At 67.7% G+C, this 16,397-nt stretch carries 15 protein-coding genes; 10 read left to right on the top strand and 5 right to left on the bottom strand.

All coding sequences use genetic code 11. The features are described from left to right. The first annotated feature begins 6 nt into the window (after nucleotides 1-6). Nucleotides 7-255, top strand: coding sequence for a hypothetical protein (locus ACX12F_RS27735; protein ID WP_459367432.1), 249 nt, complete (start codon nucleotides 7-9; stop codon nucleotides 253-255). Nucleotides 256-283: 28 nt separating this feature from the next. Here ACX12F_RS27735 and ACX12F_RS27730 read toward each other — a convergent pair whose 3' ends face one another. From ACX12F_RS27730 to ACX12F_RS27720, 3 genes are read right to left on the bottom strand one after another with little or no spacing between them, the layout of a single operon-like run. After that, the gene (locus ACX12F_RS27730; RefSeq protein WP_459367431.1) at nucleotides 284-655 is read right to left on the bottom strand and encodes a hypothetical protein; all 372 of its coding nucleotides are present in this window, start codon (nucleotides 653-655) and stop codon (nucleotides 284-286) included. Further along, nucleotides 652-2,202 carry a Rieske 2Fe-2S domain-containing protein gene (locus ACX12F_RS27725; RefSeq protein WP_459367430.1) on the bottom strand — a complete coding sequence of 517 codons (1,551 nt, stop codon included), beginning with the start codon at nucleotides 2,200-2,202 and terminating at the stop codon, nucleotides 652-654. Before ACX12F_RS27725 ends, ACX12F_RS27730 begins: the two co-directional genes overlap by 4 nt. A 59-nt stretch (nucleotides 2,203-2,261) precedes the next feature. After that, nucleotides 2,262-2,930, bottom strand: a complete 669-nt coding sequence (locus ACX12F_RS27720) for a phosphotransferase (protein WP_459367429.1) — start codon at nucleotides 2,928-2,930, stop codon at nucleotides 2,262-2,264. Between the two features lie 71 nt (nucleotides 2,931-3,001). Between ACX12F_RS27720 and ACX12F_RS27715 the strand changes: the two genes are divergently transcribed. Genes ACX12F_RS27715 through ACX12F_RS27705 form a run of 3 tightly spaced genes read left to right on the top strand, consistent with a single transcriptional unit; the run spans nucleotide 3,002 to nucleotide 5,329 of the window. Then, nucleotides 3,002-3,775 carry a lysophospholipid acyltransferase family protein gene (locus ACX12F_RS27715; protein ID WP_459367428.1) on the top strand — a complete coding sequence of 258 codons (774 nt, stop codon included), beginning with the start codon at nucleotides 3,002-3,004 and terminating at the stop codon, nucleotides 3,773-3,775. A 4-nt stretch (nucleotides 3,776-3,779) separates the two neighbouring features. After that, on the top strand, nucleotides 3,780-4,517 hold the full coding sequence (locus tag ACX12F_RS27710) for a lysophospholipid acyltransferase family protein (protein ID WP_459367427.1): 738 nt from the start codon (nucleotides 3,780-3,782) through the stop codon (nucleotides 4,515-4,517). Beyond that, nucleotides 4,517-5,329 carry an HAD family hydrolase gene (locus ACX12F_RS27705; RefSeq protein WP_459367426.1) on the top strand — a complete coding sequence of 271 codons (813 nt, stop codon included), beginning with the start codon at nucleotides 4,517-4,519 and terminating at the stop codon, nucleotides 5,327-5,329. The genes ACX12F_RS27710 and ACX12F_RS27705 overlap by 1 nt, the downstream gene beginning before the upstream one ends. Nucleotides 5,330-5,339: 10 nt before the next feature. On the opposite strand, the gene ACX12F_RS27700 is transcribed toward ACX12F_RS27705, so the two are convergent. Both ACX12F_RS27700 and ACX12F_RS27695 read right to left on the bottom strand, forming a co-directional pair. Further along, nucleotides 5,340-6,956 carry an N-acetylmuramoyl-L-alanine amidase gene (locus tag ACX12F_RS27700; protein ID WP_459367425.1) on the bottom strand — a complete coding sequence of 539 codons (1,617 nt, stop codon included), beginning with the start codon at nucleotides 6,954-6,956 and terminating at the stop codon, nucleotides 5,340-5,342. 160 nt (nucleotides 6,957-7,116) lie between these two features. After that, entirely contained in the window at nucleotides 7,117-8,115 is a 999-nt protein-coding gene (locus ACX12F_RS27695; RefSeq protein ID WP_459367424.1) for a hypothetical protein, read from the bottom strand. Nucleotides 8,116-8,318: 203 nt separating this feature from the next. Between ACX12F_RS27695 and glf the strand changes: the two genes are divergently transcribed. The 6 genes from glf to ACX12F_RS27665 all read left to right on the top strand — a co-directional run bounded on the left by glf (nucleotide 8,319) and on the right by ACX12F_RS27665 (nucleotide 16,193). After that, nucleotides 8,319-9,554 (top strand): UDP-galactopyranose mutase, encoded by a 1,236-nt coding sequence (gene glf / locus ACX12F_RS27690; RefSeq protein ID WP_459367423.1) that lies wholly within the window; start codon nucleotides 8,319-8,321, stop codon nucleotides 9,552-9,554. Nucleotides 9,555-9,559: 5 nt separating this feature from the next. Next, nucleotides 9,560-11,509, top strand: coding sequence for a glycosyltransferase (locus ACX12F_RS27685; RefSeq protein WP_459367422.1), 1,950 nt, complete (start codon nucleotides 9,560-9,562; stop codon nucleotides 11,507-11,509). Beyond that, nucleotides 11,506-12,090: a phosphatase PAP2 family protein gene (locus ACX12F_RS27680; RefSeq protein WP_459367421.1), complete on the top strand. Its 585-nt coding sequence runs from the start codon at nucleotides 11,506-11,508 to the stop codon at nucleotides 12,088-12,090. The genes ACX12F_RS27685 and ACX12F_RS27680 overlap by 4 nt, the downstream gene beginning before the upstream one ends. Continuing rightward, nucleotides 12,087-13,004: a decaprenyl-phosphate phosphoribosyltransferase gene (locus ACX12F_RS27675; protein ID WP_459367420.1), complete on the top strand. Its 918-nt coding sequence runs from the start codon at nucleotides 12,087-12,089 to the stop codon at nucleotides 13,002-13,004. The genes ACX12F_RS27680 and ACX12F_RS27675 overlap by 4 nt, the downstream gene beginning before the upstream one ends. Further along, on the top strand, nucleotides 13,001-15,028 hold the full coding sequence (gene zomB, locus ACX12F_RS27670) for a terminal beta-(1->2)-arabinofuranosyltransferase (protein WP_459367419.1): 2,028 nt from the start codon (nucleotides 13,001-13,003) through the stop codon (nucleotides 15,026-15,028). Before ACX12F_RS27675 ends, zomB begins: the two co-directional genes overlap by 4 nt. Before the next feature lie 163 nt (nucleotides 15,029-15,191). After that, a complete protein-coding gene (locus ACX12F_RS27665; protein ID WP_459367418.1) occupies nucleotides 15,192-16,193 on the top strand; it encodes an esterase family protein in 1,002 nt (333 codons plus the stop codon). Nucleotides 16,194-16,397 lie beyond the last annotated feature (204 nt).

Here is a 16,397-nt window from a genome sequence, read left to right as displayed (position 1 = left end):
TCGATCATGTTCGACTCGACCCGCTCGTTCGCCGTCACGTCTGCGGCAATTCTCGCGTTGAGCTTCAGCAGCGCCGTGGCCGCAGCCGACCCCCCGGGGCCAGGGACCCCATGCGGCCAGGACAAGGTGATCACGTCCATCGACACCTGTGAGCCGCTCAACGCGTCGTGCACCGGCTATGACGGCATGCTCATCGGCCGCGTCGCCGCGGATGGGCGGTGCGTGATTCCCGGGCTCGACGGCACCAGGTGGTAGCGCGGCTGGGCTGAAGCCGCCATTGCCGTCAACCTCGACGAGCGTTCTGCTCTCCCAGCAACTGGTCCAAGGTGGCCAGAAACTCTTTGGGCCGCAACGGGGTACAGGCCGGCGCCGGGGTGGTGCCGGGCACGTCCAGCGTCACGAGCGTCGACTTGATGGGCCGCCAGATGTCCAGCGGCAGCCACCGGCGCGGGTCGGTGCCGCCCCAGATCAGGAATCGGTCCATGATGAAGCCGAGCGACTCCGACTTGTAGCCGCGGACCGAGCCCAGCGGGATGATCTTCGAGGTGCCCGACGGAAAGTGGTAGCGGCGCAACGTGATCGCCTGCCGGTCCAGGAAGATCTGGCCGTCGTCGTAGTGCGCGTCCGAGCGAGCGCCGGAGTGAGCACTGGTCACCGCTTGGTGCTCCGCAATTCGTGTCCCCTGGACGTCAGACAGCGGCCGTTGTCCAGGTTCCACTGCCAGCCGTGCAGATTGCACGTGAGGGTGTTGCCCTCGACGATCCCGAACTTCGACAGGTCGGCCTTCAGGTGCGGGCACCGACGCTGAATCTCGTAGCCGCCCAGCTCGATTGATGCTGAAGTGTCGTGCGCCTCGGCGAACCAGCCGTCGGCGTACGCGATGCGCTCGTCGGTGAGGCACTTGAAGAACGTGTACAGGTACTCGTTGTAGCCGCCGACCCGCCACGCCTGGAAGCGCGTGGACAGGAAGATGGTGTTCACCCAGTCCGGCTCGTCGTCCCGCAGCACGGTACGCACCAGCTCGGGCGCGATGCCGAAGCCGTAGCGGAACTTCTCGTCCGGAATCGCTTCCCGCACCACCCGTTTCGGGAAGTCCAGTACCACGGTTTCGGCGCCGATCCGGAGCTCGACAGGGTAGCCGATGCCGTCGCAGATCTGGTCGCTCTGTGCCATGATCGGCTCGAACTTGGCGCGCAGCGGCTCCAGCAGAGGTTCGCCGGAAGCCGGTGCCCACGAGGCCTTTTCGGCGGCCAGGACCGGCGCCATCCGCTGGGCGTAGGCCTCGATGTACGCGGCCGTGCCGGTGGTGAAGATCGCCTCGGCCTCGGCGTCGGGAATCGGATGCACCAGCGAATCCAACGTGGAGCCGGTGAACGAGGCGACCGTGCCGGGGATCATCAGCAAACCGCCGTCATGACCGTGCTGGCGCATCTGGTCCAGGAACACCGCCTGGTTGGGGAAGATGTTGGCCGGATCGCCGTGATCGTCGTTGAGCGAGCGCAATTCGGGATCCAGGAAGCACGGCGGCCCCGCAGACGGCACCACCCAGGTGGCGCCGACCTGTGCGATGTACTGGCGACAGCGGTCCATTCCCCGCTGCCGCTTCTGGATGCCGAAGGCCTCCTTGGCGCGGGCCGGCATGTCGTAGACCATCGGGTACCAGATGGCGCCCGAGTACTGCAGCATGTGCACGTCGACGTGCCCGAAGGCCGAGTCCAGGACATCCAAATCTATGGGGCGGGCGTCGTTCATGTTGAACGCGACGGTCTCGCCGTCGGACACCACCAGGCCCGAGTCGCCGATCGGGCCGTCGGCCGGGGCGCGCAGGGCGATGATCATCACGTCCAGATCGCCCTTCGGCCCGCTCACGCGGTGCTTCACCGAATCGGTGGTCTCGAAGAACGTGTGGAAGCCGAGGGCCTCGAGTTCGCGGCGCAGGTCCGGCACCGGGTAGTCCGGCAGCAGCACCGTCGCGTCCTTGTTGACGTGGGCGCGCAGGTGCTCCGGGTCGAAGTGGTCCTTGTGCAGGTGGCTGACGTACAGGTAGTCGCAGTCGCCGAGAGCGTCCCAGTCCAGCCCGCTGTTGTCCGGGAACGGGAACCACGATGCGAAGTAGGCAGGGTTCACCCACGGGTCGCACAGAATGCTGCCCGCGGCGGTATCGATCCGGAATCCGGCGTGCCCAACGCTTGTGACCTGCACAAATGCCCCTTTTGGCGGTGGAGAGTTCGCCAGCGAGTCTAGCGGGGTGTCCCGGTGTGTCAGCCGGCGTCCCAGAGCGCGCGGTAGTAGTCGATGCGCGCGTCGTCCCGGGCCACCCCGTAGGCGTCCAGCAGGGCGGCCTCGTAGTTGCCGGGGTAGTTCCAGTCCAAGGACATGGTGGCGATGGCCAGGTCGGCCCACCGGTCGGCCACTCCGAGGTCCCCGATGTCGACGTGTCCGACGAACGCACCGTCGGCGCTCATCAGGGTGTTCGGTGCGCAGGCGTCACCGTGGCAGACCACGAGCCGGTCCGGGTCCGGGACGTCCACGACCCAGGAGGGCCGTTCGAACGGGCAGCCCTCGACCGGCAGTGCGTCGTGCATGGCACGCAGGCCGGCGCCGATCGCGCGAGCCGCGGTCTCGGGGTCGTCGGACCACAACGGGTCGACGGCGGAGCGGCCGGGCAGCCCTGCCGTGTGCAACCACCCCGCGCTTGCGCCGAGTACGGGCGGGACGGCGATGTACTTCCCGGCCCAGCGCAGTCGGACCGCTTCGTCGGTCAGCAAGGCGGCGTGCTCGGCCGGGTAGGTCTTCACGTACTCGTCGCCGGCGCCGATGGCGAACGTCACGCCACCGAGTTCGTTCTGCCAGACCGCGGTCACGGGACGGCCTCCGGCGAGCGCGTCGACGACGTCGGGAATGGGGACCGGGCCGGTGGGGAACGTCATGCTTCTAGCCTTGCGTACCTTGGCATGCCTTCTTACGCACGGTACCGACGGTCCGCACTAGGCTGATGTCCGTGGAACCGGTATATGGCACCGTCATCAAGCTTGCGCGCACAGTGTGGCGGGTGCAGGGCCTGAAATTCACCATCACAGGCGCGGAGAACCTGCCGGTCAGCGGCGGCGCGGTGGTCGCCATCAACCACACCAGCTACTTCGACTTCACGTTCGCCGGGCTGCCCGCCGTCCTGCAGAAGCGGGGCCGCAAGGTGCGGTTCATGGCGAAGAAGGAAGTCTTCGACAACAAGTACGGTGGCTGGCTGATGCGCAAGATGCGGCACATCGCGGTCGACCGCGGCAGCGGCGCCGACTCGTACGCCGAGGCCGTCAAACAACTCAAGGCGGGCGAGCTGGTCGGCGTCTACCCCGAGGCCACCATCAGCCGCAGCTTCGAGATCAAGGCGTTCAAGTCGGGCGCGGCGCGCATGGCGATCGAGGCCGACGTGCCGATCGTCCCCCACATCATCTGGGGCGCCCAGCGGATCTGGACCAAGGGCCATCCGCGCAACATGCGCCGGCCCAAGGTGCCCATCTACATCCACGTCGGCGAGCCCATCTACCCGACGCTGCCCGCTGCCGAGCTCACGGCGCTGCTGCACGCCCGGATGCAGCACCTGCTGTCGGAGGTCCAGGACCGGTACCCCGAACATCCGGCAGGCGAGTTCTGGGTGCCGCACCGGTTGGGCGGCGGTGCGCCGACGCTGGCCGAGGCCGACCAGATGGATCTCGACGAAGCTCGTGAGAAGGCGGCCAGGCGGGCGGCGCGGCAGGCGGAAGGGGCGCCGGAATAGCGCCATGGAGCCAGTCTTCCGCGGCATCGAGATTGCCGCCAAGGCGGTGGTCGCCGCTACTGGAACCCGGATCACTTATCAAGGGCTGGAACACATTCCGGATACCGGTGGCGCAGTGATCGCGATCAACCACACCGCTTACGTCGACTTCCTGCCGGCCGGGCTGGCTGCCACTCATCGGCGGCGCCGGGTCCGCTTCATGCTCAAGGCCGAGGTGCAGCGGGTGCCGATGGGCAACTTCCTGGTCAAACGGGCGGGGCTCATCCCGGTCGACCGCAGTTCCGGCGGCGACGCGTATCCGATCGCGGTGGAGAGGCTGCGCGCCGGCGAACTGGTCGGGGTGTATCCGGAAGCCACGATCAGCCGCAGTTTCGAGCTCAAGGAGTTCAAGACCGGGGTGGCGCGGATGGCGCTCGACGCGCAGGTGCCGATCATCCCGGTGATCGTCTGGGGCGTGCACCGGGTGTGGACCAAGGATCATCCCAAGCGCTTGGGGCGCAAGAAAATTCCGGTCATTGTTCGGGTGGGTGCGCCGATCGCGGCAGCCGGCCCGGTCGCCGCGGTGATGGCGATGTTGCAGCAGACCATGACCGATCAACTGCATGTGGTGCAGGAGGACTACCCACATCCGGCGGGTGAGTATTGGGTGCCCCGCCGGCTGGGCGGAGGTGCCCCGACGCCTGAGGAGGCCGAAGTGCTGGAGAAGGCCGAACGGGCCCGCCGGGAAGCCGGGGACCGCTGATGCTGCCGGCGCTGATTGCCACCGATGTCGACGGCACGCTGCTCGATGCCCATGAGCGGGTGACGCCGCGGACACGCGCCGCCGTGCAGGCCGCGGTCGCGAACGGCGCCAAGTTCGTGCTCGCCACCGGCCGGCCGCCCCGCTGGATTCCGCCGGTGGTGGAGGGGCTGGGGTTGGCGCCCCTGGCGGTGTGCGCCAACGGTGCGGTGCTCTATGACGCCGCGACGGACCGGATCGTCTCGGCCCACACCTTGAGCCCGGATGCGTTGGGCGAGTTGGCCGAAATCGCCACCCGGGTGATCCCGGGTGTCGGGCTGGCGGTCGAGCGGGTGGGCCGCACCGCGTTCGACGAGTCCATGCCGCAGTTCGCGAGTTCACCCGGCTACGAGCACGCCTGGCACAACCCGGACAACACCGAGGTGTCGGTCGAGGACATGCTCAGCGTGCCGGCGGTGAAGCTGTTGATCCGCAAGGCCGGCGCGCACAGCGCCGATCTGGCCGCGGCACTGGCTCCGCATATCGGCGTCACCGGCGACCTGACCTATTCGACCAACAACGGACTGATCGAAGTGGTGCCGTTGGGCATCAGCAAGGCCACCGGCGTGGCCGAGATCATCCACCCGTTGGGGCTTGGCGCCGAGGACGTGGTGACATTCGGCGACATGCCCAACGACATCCCGATGCTGAGTTGGGCCGGCTTGGGCGTCGCGATGGGCAATGCGCACCCGGAGGCCGTGGCGGCCGCAGACGAGGTCACCACGACCAACAGCGACGACGGTGTGGCGCGGGTACTCGAACGCTGGTGGCTTTAGCCGCGCCGCGCTAGCCCTGCATCTCGATGCGGCTGAACCGCTCGAGCTGCACCGGCTCCTGCTTCGGCGGCGGCGGAAGCTCTTGCGGCACACCGTCGATGACGCGCGTGACGGTCCCGGTCTCACGGTCGAAGTTGAGGGTGCCGTGCTGGAAGTTCTGCACGATCCATTGCGGCTCCGGGATCTCGCCGCTGGTCGGCAGTCCGAGGGCGCCGCGCTCGAAACCCAGTGCGCCCCAGGCGTCGTAGAGGGCCCCGGTCAGTGGCTGGGCGCCGGTGGCCGGTGACCAGTACATGGCGCCGTGGTCGAAGGTCGCATAGCGGGTCTGGCCGTCGGCCGCGGCCTCGGGCGAGGTCGCCACGCCGAGTGGGCCGGAGGCTCCGCCCATGGCCTGCCACTTGTCGAAGATCGCACCGCCGCGCAGCATGTCCATCGCGCTCAGCGCGCCCGGTGGGGCGGTGAAAGATGCTGCGATGTCGCGTAGTTCGCCCATCGCGGCGTACGCGGCATTGCCCGGGCAGTCGGTGTTGCCGACGTCGCGGTGGGTGAAGATCGTCGGTAGGGTGGGCGTCGCGCCGGCGGGGAAATGGGTGAAGGTGCCGCCGCCGGAGGTCAGCACCACGCTGCCCAGGGGATTGACGTGGTCCAGGCTCAGCCGCCAGCCGATGAGCCTGCCGGTCATCTTCAATTGCAGCGGGGTGGGAGGCACGGCGTCGAAGTCGCCGAGCATGGCCACACCCCAGGTGTCGACGTTGAATCCACCGGTGTGCGACCCCTCGACGGGCTTCGTCATACCGCCGAAGCGGCCCTCGAAAACCTGCCCGTACTTGTCGACCAGCGCGTTGTAAGCGATGTCGCACCAACCCAATTCGCGGGTGTGGTACTCGTAGATCGAGCGCACGATGCCGGCGGAATCCTCGGGCGCGTAGTCGTTACTACCGGCGGTGTGGTGGACGATCGCCGCGCGCACACCCCGGTCGTAGACCGGTTGTCCGCAGCGGACGCTCTCGTTGGCGCCCCACTGCGCGCGGCTGATGATGTTCGGCGGCTGGTTCGGGGCCGAGACCGCGGTCGGCTGGAACTGGACGTCGGCCGGCGCCTGCGGCGGACTGATGAGCACGGCTTTCATGCTCGGCCCCAACGGCTTTTCGACGTCGACGGGGCGGTACCCCAGGCCGGGGCCCTGCGGTCGGTTTGCGGCGGGTGGCGTGGCAGCGGCCTCGGCGGGCCGGGTCACCGCGATCTGGACTGTCGTGGTGCGGCCGACGAACACGGGCTCGGTACCGCGGGTGGTGGCGTGCGCCTCGCCGACGCCGTCGGGCGCCTCCACGTCGTACCAGGGTCCCCAGGACCCGTCGGCTTTCTGTGCTCGGACGCGGGCCGAGGTGCCGGTGAAGTCCGATGCGGTGAGCGCGACCAGAGAGAATGGGGTGTCCTGGTGGATTTCCCGGACGGTCTGTCCGCCGCCGACACCGGCCAGTGGCTGCGTGTGGAGCTCTGGCGCTGACGGTTTGTCGTCTGTCAGGCCGGGGATGCCCGGGATGCCGCTGATCGCCAGCGGCACCATTACGACGGTCGCCGCCAGGGCGGACAGCAGTATTGACGGTGCAGGGCGACGGGGCGGCACAACGCGCATGTTACGTATGTGTCAGGTGTTGCCAATGTTTCGACACGGATTACTGAGCTGTCAATTCCTTGCGATACGCCGCAACGGCACCGCAGAGCCGTGGGGCTTCTGCGGTGCCGTCTTGGTTACAGGTCTTCAGTTGTGTGTGGTGACGGGGAGGTCAGGCGGCCGGCAGGGCCGGTGCGGCCGCGGCGGCTGCCGCGGGTGCGGCCTGCGCGGACTTCACCGCAGAGGTGATGGCCGGCACGACCATGCCCTTGAGCAGGTCGATCGCCTGGGTCGCGCCCAGCTGGTTGGCCGCGCTGGTCAGGTCGCTGATCAACCCGCCGCCACCGCTGCTCGAGGCCCCGCCGAGGCCCTCGCCGCCGCCCAGTCCGACCGACGGGTCACCGAGGATCGGGTAGCTGCCGCCCAGCCCCTGGCCGGGGCCGAGGCCCAGGCTGGCGTTGGGGTCGGTCATCGGCATGCCCGCGCCGCCGAGGCCGGCCGGGCTTGCGCCGAGGGACGGCGTCGTCAGACCCGTGGCGCTCAGGCCGGGTGCGGTCAGCCCGGGCGTGCTCACGCTCGGAAGGGACGCGCCCGGGGTTGTCAGACCCGGAGTCGTCAGGCCCGGAGTCGTCAGACCCGGCGTGAGCGCTGACGGGCTGGTGGTGCCCAGGCCGGCCGGCGGGGTCAGGCCAGGAGCGGTCGCCCCGGTGGGCGGGGTCAACCCGGGTGCGGTCAGCCCGGTCGGCGTGGTCAGACCGGTCGACGGGGTGGTCCCGAGGCCGGGGGTCAGGCCGGCAGGCGGGGTGAGCCCACCCGCAGGCGTCAGGCCGGTCGGAGTCGTCAGGCCCGGGGTGGTGCCCAGGCCAGGGGTCAGGCCGCTCTGCGGTGACAGTCCGGGGGTGAGTCCGGTCAGGGGGCTGGGGGAGCCCCCGGCGCCGCCCATGAGGTTCGGCAGGTTGACCCCGAACTGGGACAGGCCCTGCGACAGTGCGGACATGACCTCGTTGGGGAGGTCGGTGACCAGCGCGGCCTGGACGAATTCGCGGTGCTGCGGAGCCGGGTTTGCCGGGGTCATCTGGGCGACCGCCACGAGTGCGATCGGACTTGCGACGGCCACGGCGGCGACTGCGCTCATGGCTGTCGAGAGCTTGCGTCGACGTCGGTTAGGCACGGAAGTCTCCTCGGGTCGTGTGGGGCACGGCTCGAGCTGGCTTGCCGAGTCGTCGGTACTGACGGATTCGATGTTAAAGCTGTGATTAGTGGGATTAGAGTGACGATGCGGAATCGTGAGCGAATTGCGACCGGCCCGCGCACTGGCTGGGCCGACAGGGTGTTTTCGGGCCGGACGGCCTCTGTCGGATACCCTGAACGCCGATGACCTCCGCTGATTCCCGGGGCGCTGCGACCCAGTCCTCCGGCCCTTATGACCTCATCGTCGTCGGCTCCGGATTCTTCGGGCTGACGATTGCCGAGCGCGCGGCAACTCAACTCGACAAGCGGGTGCTGGTGGTCGAGCGCCGGCACCACCTCGGCGGTAACGCCTACTCGGAAGCCGAGCCGGAAACCGGCATCGAGGTGCACAAGTACGGCGCCCACCTGTTCCACAACTCCAATCAGCGGGTGTGGGACTACGTGCGGCAGTTCACCGACTTCACCGGCTACCAGCACCGCGTGTTTGCCATGTACGGCGGCCAGGCCTATCAGTTCCCGATGGGTCTGGGCCTGGTGTCCCAGTTCTTCGGGCGCTACTTCAGCCCGAACGAGGCCCGCGCCCTGATCGCCGAGCAGTCCGCCGAGATCAACACCGACGATGCGCAGAATCTCGAAGAGAAGGCCATCTCGCTGATCGGCCGGCCGCTCTACGAGGCCTTTGTCAAGGGCTACACCGCCAAGCAGTGGCAGACCGACCCCAAGGACCTGCCGGCGTCGATCATCAGCCGCCTGCCCGTGCGCTACAACTTCGACAACCGCTACTTCAACGACACCTACGAGGGTCTGCCGGTCGACGGGTACACCGCCTGGCTGGAGAACATGGCAGCCGACGAGCGCATCGATGTGGTGCTGAACACCGACTGGTTCGACGTCCGCCAAGAGCTCCGGGGTGCGTCCCCGGACGCTCCGGTGCTGTACACCGGCCCCCTCGACCGCTACTTCGACTACTCCGAGGGCCGGCTGGGCTGGCGCACCTTGGATTTCGAGATGGAAGTGCTGCCCATAGGCGATTTTCAAGGCACCCCGGTCATGAACTACAACGACCCTGACGTGCCGTTCACCCGGATTCACGAGTTCCGGCACTTCCACCCCGAACGGGACTACCCGACCGACAAGACCGTCATCATGCGGGAGTACTCGCGCTTCGCCAACGACGACGACGAGCCGTACTACCCGATCAACACCGATTCGGACCGCGCGATCCTGGCCGCCTACCGGGCCCGGGCCAAGGCCGAGACCGAGGAGAACCGGGTGCTGTTCGGGGGCCGTCTGGGCACCTATCAGTACCTCGACATGCACATGGCCATCGCCAGTGCGCTGAACATGTACGACAACGTCCTGATGCCGCATCTGCGTGACGGCGCAGCGCTCGGCGATGCCGTCACAGAAAGTAGCTGAAAACCATGAGCGACATTCCGTCCGGCGCGCTGGCGTCGGGGCAGTCCCGTGCCGTGAGTCTGCTGTCTCGCGTCATCCTGCCCCGGCCGGGTGAGCCCCTCGACGTCCGCAAGCTCTACATCGAGGAGTCGGCCACCAACGCCCGGCGCGCCCACGCCCCGACCCGCACGACGCTGGAAATCGGTGCGGAGTCCGAGGTTTCGTTTGCCACCTACTTCAACGCCTTCCCGGCCAGCTACTGGCGGCGCTGGTCGATCCTGACCGCGGTGGTGCTGCGGGTCGAGTTGACCGGCAGCGCGCGGGTCGACGTCTACCGGTCGAAGGCGACCGGCGCGCGAATCACCGTGGGCGGCAGCGAAATTGTCAGCGGCGACGACGGCCTCCCGGCAGTGGTCGAGTTCGAGATCGGCCTGGAGCCGTTCGAGGACGGCGGCTGGATCTGGTTCGACATCACTACCGACAGTCCGGTGACGGTGCACAACGCCGGGTGGTACGCGCCGGTGGAAGCGCCTGGGCGGGCGAACGTCACGATCGGTATCCCGACCTTCAACCGGCCGGCCGACGCCGTCAACGCGCTCGCGGCGCTGACCTCGGATCCGTTGGTGGACAAGGTCATCGGCGCGGTCATCGTGTCCGACCAGGGCACCAACAAGGTCAAGGACCATCCCGACTTCGCCGCGGCCGCAGCCCCGCTGGCCGACCGGCTGGCCATCCACAACCAGCCGAACCTCGGCGGTTCCGGCGGCTACAGCCGCGTGATGTACGAAGCGCTGAGACACACCGACTGCGAACAGATTCTGTTCATGGACGACGACATCCGCGTCGAGCCGGACTCGGTTCTGCGGGCCCTGGCGCTCAACCGGTTCGCCAAGTCGCCGACGTTGATCGGTGGTCAGATGCTCAACCTGCAGGAGCCTTCGCACCTGCACGTCATGGGCGAGATGGTGGACGCGGCGAACTTCATGTGGACGCACGCCATCAACGCTGAGTACGACCACAACTTCGCCAAATACCCGTTGAGCGACGAGGACTCTGACCGCAGCAAGCTGCTGCACCGCCGGATCGACGTCGACTACAACGGCTGGTGGATGTGCATGATCCCGCGTTCGGTCGCCGAAGAACTCGGGCAGCCGCTGCCCCTGTTCATCAAGTGGGACGACGCGGACTACGGCCTGCGCGCCGCCGAGCACGGCTACCCGACCGTCACCCTGCCGGGTGCCGCGATCTGGCACATGGCGTGGAGCGACAAGGACGACGCCATCGACTGGCAGGCGTACTTCCACCTGCGCAACCGCCTCGTCGTGGCGGCGCTGCACTGGGACGGCAATATCCGTGGCCTGCTCGCCAGCCACCTCAAGGCGACGTTCAAACACCTGCTGTGCCTTGAGTATTCGACGGTGGCGATCCAGAACCGGGCGATGGACGACTTCCTGGCAGGGCCGGACAATCTGTTCAACATCCTCGAGTCCTCGCTGCCGGAGGTACGCGCCATGCGTACCGCGTACCCGGACGCGGTGGTGCTCGAGAGCGCGACGACGCTGCCCGCGCCGTCGGACAAGAAGTGGCGCCGGACGGTCAAGATTCCCACCAGCCTGCCGTCGATCGCGGTCCGCCTCGCTCGCGGTGTCGTGAACCAGCTCAAGCCGCACGATCCGGAACACCATGTGCGGCCGCAGATCAACGTCGCGACGCAGGATGCCCGCTGGTTCTCGCTGTGCATGGTCGACGGTGTCACCGTCACCACCGCCGACGGCCGCGGTGTGGTCTACCGGCAGCGTGACCGCGAGAAGATGTTCGAGCTGCTGCGTGAGTCGCTCAAGCGCCAGGCGCTGTTGGCGCGCAAGTTCAACCGCCTGCGCAAGGTGTACCGCAACGCACTGCCGGAGCTGACGAGCCAGGAGAAGTGGGAGAGCGTGCTGCTGGCCTCGGCGATCGAATCGGCCGGTGCCAGATGAGCCTCGGAGGTAACCCCGATCCGGAACCGGGCGAACCCGTCGCCGATTCTCCGCGCGGTGAGGACGCCATCCTGGTCGGCGTTCAGTCCGCGCTGACCGGTCGTCCCGGCGTGCTCGCCGGCGCCCGCGTGCTGTCCCACTTCGGTGAACACAGCCTGGGCTGGTTCGCCGTCTGCGGCCTCGGTGCAGTGCTGCAGCCGCCGCGCCGCCGGGCCTGGGTGACCGCGGGTGTCGGCACCTTCGTCGCCCATGCGGCCGCGGTGCTGATCAAGCGGGTCATCAAGCGTGAGCGCCCGCAGCACCCGGCCATCGCCGTCAACGTCGGCACTCCGAGCCGGCTGAGCTTCCCGTCGGCGCACGCGACGTCGACCGCTGCGGCCGCGATCCTGATCGGCCGGGCGACGGGCCTGCCGCTGCCGTGGGTCCTGGTGCCGCCGATGGCGTTGTCGCGCTTGGTTCTCGGCGTGCACTATCCCACTGACGTGCTGACCGGCGTCGTGGTGGGAACCGTGGTCGCCGAATCGGTCGGGGCGATTTCCGATCGATCGGCCAAAGCGCGAATTGTAGAGGTGACGGCATGACCGAACAGACGCAGCAGCTGGGGCCGCCGAAGAACCTGGCCGCCGGCATCGTCAAGGCGCTGCGCCCGCGGCAGTGGGTGAAGAACGTCCTGGTGTTGGCCGCCCCGCTGGCGTCGCTCGGTGCTCAGGGACACGCCTACAGCTACAGCGAGGTCTTCAAGGACGTCAGTGTGGCGTTCGTGGTGTTCTGTCTGGCCGCATCGTGTATCTACCTCATCAACGACGCGCGTGATGTCGAGGCCGACCGGGTGCACCCCACCAAGCAGTACCGGCCGATCGCGGCGGGCGTCGTGTCTGTTCAGCTGGCCTACAGCATGGCCGTGGTGCTCGGTGTCGCTTCGCTGGGCATCTCGTGGTGGCTCACGCCCAGTCTGGCCATCGTCATGGCGGTTTATCTCGCGACGCAGCTGGCCTACTGCTTCGGTCTGAAACACCAAGCGGTGCTGGACATCTGCATCAACTCGTCGGGCTTCCTGATCCGCGCCATCGCGGGTGGCGCGGCCGCCGGGATCCCGCTGTCCAAGTGGTTCCTCCTGGTGTTCGCGTTCGGTTCGCTGTTCATGTCGGCCGGAAAGCGTTACGCCGAACTGCAACTCGCCGAACGCACCGGCGCCAAGATCCGCAAGGCGCTGGAGTCCTACACCAGCAGCTACCTCCGGTTCGTCTGGACGCTGTCGGCCACGGCCGTGGTGCTCTGCTACGGGCTGTGGGCCTTCGAGGGCAACAAGGGCCCGTGGTTCGCGGTCTCGATGGTGCCGTTCACCATCGCGATCCTGCGCTACGCCGTCGACGTCGACAGTGGCGCTGCGGGTGAACCCGAGGAGATCGTGCTGAACGACCGAGTGCTGCAGCTGCTGGGCGTGGCCCTGGTCGCAACCCTCGTCGCCGCGATTCTGCCCGGGCTGATCCGGTGAGTGACTCGCCCGCTCGGCAATTGCTGCGCGGGCCGGTCTTCCCGTATGGCCGGGCCGCGCGGATCAGCCTGTGGCTGAGCGTCGTGGTGTGTGCCGCGCTGTTCGGCTGGGGCGCCTGGCAGCGCCGGTGGATCGCCGACGACGGCCTCATCGTGTTGCGCACCGTGCGAAACCTGTTGGCCGGCAACGGCCCCGTCTTCAACGTCGGTGAGCGGGTCGAATCCAACACCTCGACGCTGTGGACCTATCTCGTCACGCTCGGGGCCTGGATCGGTGGCTCGGTGCAGCTCGAGTACGTGGCCCTGGCCCTGGCCCTGACGCTGAGCGTGGCGGGCCTGGTCTTCGCGATGCTCGGCACCGGCCGGCTGTACGCCCCCGGCCTGCGGGGCCGGCGCGCACTGCTGGTCCCGGCCGGCGCACTGGTCTACATGGCCGTGCCGCCCGCCCGTGACTTCGCCACCTCGGGCCTGGAGAACGGCCTGATCATGGCCTACCTGGGACTGCTCTGGTGGATGATGGTGTGCTGGTCACAGGGGCCCATCGCTCCTCCCATCCGCAGCGGTCTCATTGCTCCTTCCGTCCGCAGCGGCCCGAGCGAAGCCGACGCCAATGTCACCAGCGCCCGTTTCGACGGCGCCCTCGCCTGCCTGGCGGGCCTGTCGGTCATGGTGCGGCCCGAGTTGGCGCTGATCGGCGGCGTGGCACTGGTCATGCAGCTGGTCGCTGCCCGGGGCCGGCATCGCCGCGTGATCATTGTGGTGGCCGGCGGCCTGATCCCGATTGCCTACGAGATCTTCCGGATGGGCTACTACGGCCTGTTGGTGCCGATCACCGCGCTGGCCAAGGACGCCACCGGTTCCAAATGGCAGCAGGGCTTCGTCTATCTCAGCAACTTCAACCGGCCGTACCTGTTGTGGATCCCGGCCGTGCTGACGGCGGCCCTCGCAATTGTGTTGTTCGTCACACACAGCCGGCCGTGGTGGGGCCAGACGGCGCCGCACGGCTACCGCTCGTTGGCCCGCCGGGTCCAAAGCCCCACTGCCGTAGTGATATTCATGGCGGGCAGTGGTCTGGTGCAGGCGCTGTACTGGCTGCGCCAGGGCGGCGACTTCATGCACGGCCGGGTGCTCCTGGTCCCGCTGTTCTGCCTGGTCACGCCCATTGCGTTGATTCCGATTGTGCTCCCGGATGGCAAGAACATCGCCCGCGAGGTCGGCTATGCGCTGGCCGGTACGACGACGGCCCTGTGGCTGGCGGTGGTCGGCTGGTCGCTGTGGGCGGCCAACTCGCAGGGGCTCGGATACGACGCCACCCGGGTCACCTACTCCGGCATTGTCGACGAGCGACGCTTCTACTCGCAGGCCACCGGGCACGCACACCCGCTGACGGCGGCGGACTACCTGGACTACCCGCGCATGCGGGCGGTGCTGACGGCCATCGACAACACCCCGGTGGGTGCGTTGCTGTTGCCGTCGGGCAATTACGACCAGTGGGACGTGGTTCCGGCCATGCCGCCGCCGGTCCCGGACCCGAAGTCGCCGCCGCCGCCCAACTGGTTCGAAAAAGGACCACACACAGTCTTTTTCACCAACCTCGGCATGATGGGCATGAACCTGCCGCTCGAGGTCCGGGTGATCGACCAGATCGGGCTGGCCAATCCGCTGGCCGCGCACACGGCACGGCTGGACGACGCGCGCATCGGTCACGACAAGGACCTGTTCCCGGACTGGGCGGTGGCCGAGGGCCCGTTCCTGCGCAAGCCGCCGTGGATTCCGACGTATCTGGACCAGGACTGGGTGGCGCAGGCGGCGGTCGCGCTGACGTGCCCGGAGACCGAGACGATGCTGAGCTCGGTGCGCGCGCCGATGGACTTGCACCGGTTCATGTCAAATCTGGTACACGCGTTCACATTTACGCGTTACCGGATCGATCGCGTGCCGTTATACGAGTTGTACAGGTGCAAGCTCGATGTGCCTCCGAGGCTGTCGACCCCTTACACTGGCTTACCGGCTACCGGTCCGTAGTTTCAGCGCATGAGCGCTGGCACGGTCTGAAGCGTAGGTAACGCCGGGGAACCATGCGGCGATAACCACTCGGGCGTGTGTGCCCGGCCTGATCGTCACCTCAACGGCAGAGGCGGTGGTGAGGGTTGTCCGTACGCCGTCATAGGAAAATTTAGGGAGCGGTATGAGTTTCGTTGGGAAGATGCGGTCGATGGCCAAGGCCATGCCGCGCCGGATGGCGGTTGCGGCCGTTGCCGCGGCAGCGCTACCCGGTCTTGTCGGGGTCGTCGGTGAAACGGCGACTGCAGGGGCTTTCTCGCGTCCCGGGCTGCCGGTTGAGTACCTGCAGGTTCCGTCTGCGGCCATGGGTCGCGACATCAAAATCCAGTTCCAGAGCGGCGGCGCGGGTTCGCCGGCCGTCTACATGCTTGACGGCCTGCGTGCGCAGGACGACTTCAACGGCTGGGACATCAACACCGCCGCCTTCGAGTGGTACAACGGCTCGGGCATCTCGATGGTCATGCCGGTCGGCGGCCAGTCCAGCTTCTACAGCGACTGGTACAAGCCGGCTTGTGGCAAGGCTGGTTGCTCCACCTACAAGTGGGAGACGTTCCTGACCCAGGAGCTGCCCGCCTACCTGCAGGCCAACAAGTCGGTCAAGCCGACCGGTGGCGCTGCTGTCGGTCTGTCGATGGCCGGTTCGGCCGCGATGACCCTCGCCATCTACCACCCGCAGCAGTTCATCTACGCGGGCTCGATGTCGGGCTTCCTGAACCTGTCCGAGGGCTGGTGGCCGTTCCTGGTCAACATCTCGATGGGTGACGCCGGCGGCTACAAGGCCGACGACATGTGGGGCTCCACTGGCGACCCGAACAACGCCTGGAAGCGCAACGACCCGATGGTCCAGATGGCCACGCTGGTCGCCAACAACACCCGCCTGTGGGTCTACTGCGGCGACGGCAACCCGAGCGACCTGGGCGGCGACAACGTGCCGGCCAAGTTCCTCGAGGGCCTGACCATCCGCACCAACCGCACCTTCCAGCAGAACTACCTGGCTGCCGGTGGTACCAACGGTGTGTTCAACTTCCCCAACAGCGGTACCCACGACTGGGGCTACTGGGGCCAGCAGCTGCAGGCCATGAAGCCTGACCTGCAGCGTGTGCTGGGTGCTTCGGGACAGGCGTAAGCCCTTGCTCCTGAGGTAAATCCTCTGGCAACAACTCGCACTGGCGGCGGCGACCTTCACGGGTCGTCGCCGCCAGTCGTTTATCTCCGGGCGGGCGCAGATCCGGCCGACTACTGGCAACGTTCCCTCCCGTTGTTCGGTCACCATCTCCTGAGGTGATGTGGTTCACTACAACGCGGGTTCAGGACGCTCGGACGATCACGA

The organism is Mycolicibacterium sp. HS_4_1, assembly GCF_054515875.1.
This window is presented reverse-complemented; position numbering and strand designations above follow the sequence as displayed.

Coding starts and splice junctions, on each gene's coding strand:
- ACX12F_RS27675 (WP_459367420.1), top strand. CDS start 12,087: ATGACCGAACAGACGCAGCAGCTGGGGCCGCCGAAGAACCTGGCCGCC.
- ACX12F_RS27665 (WP_459367418.1), top strand. CDS start 15,192: ATGAGTTTCGTTGGGAAGATGCGGTCGATGGCCAAGGCCATGCCGCGC.
- glf (WP_459367423.1), top strand. CDS start 8,319: ATGACCTCCGCTGATTCCCGGGGCGCTGCGACCCAGTCCTCCGGCCCT.
- ACX12F_RS27685 (WP_459367422.1), top strand. CDS start 9,560: ATGAGCGACATTCCGTCCGGCGCGCTGGCGTCGGGGCAGTCCCGTGCC.
- ACX12F_RS27680 (WP_459367421.1), top strand. CDS start 11,506: ATGAGCCTCGGAGGTAACCCCGATCCGGAACCGGGCGAACCCGTCGCC.
- ACX12F_RS27710 (WP_459367427.1), top strand. CDS start 3,780: ATGGAGCCAGTCTTCCGCGGCATCGAGATTGCCGCCAAGGCGGTGGTC.
- ACX12F_RS27720 (WP_459367429.1), bottom strand. CDS start 2,930: ATGACGTTCCCCACCGGCCCGGTCCCCATTCCCGACGTCGTCGACGCG.
- ACX12F_RS27705 (WP_459367426.1), top strand. CDS start 4,517: ATGCTGCCGGCGCTGATTGCCACCGATGTCGACGGCACGCTGCTCGAT.
- ACX12F_RS27735 (WP_459367432.1), top strand. CDS start 7: ATGTTCGACTCGACCCGCTCGTTCGCCGTCACGTCTGCGGCAATTCTC.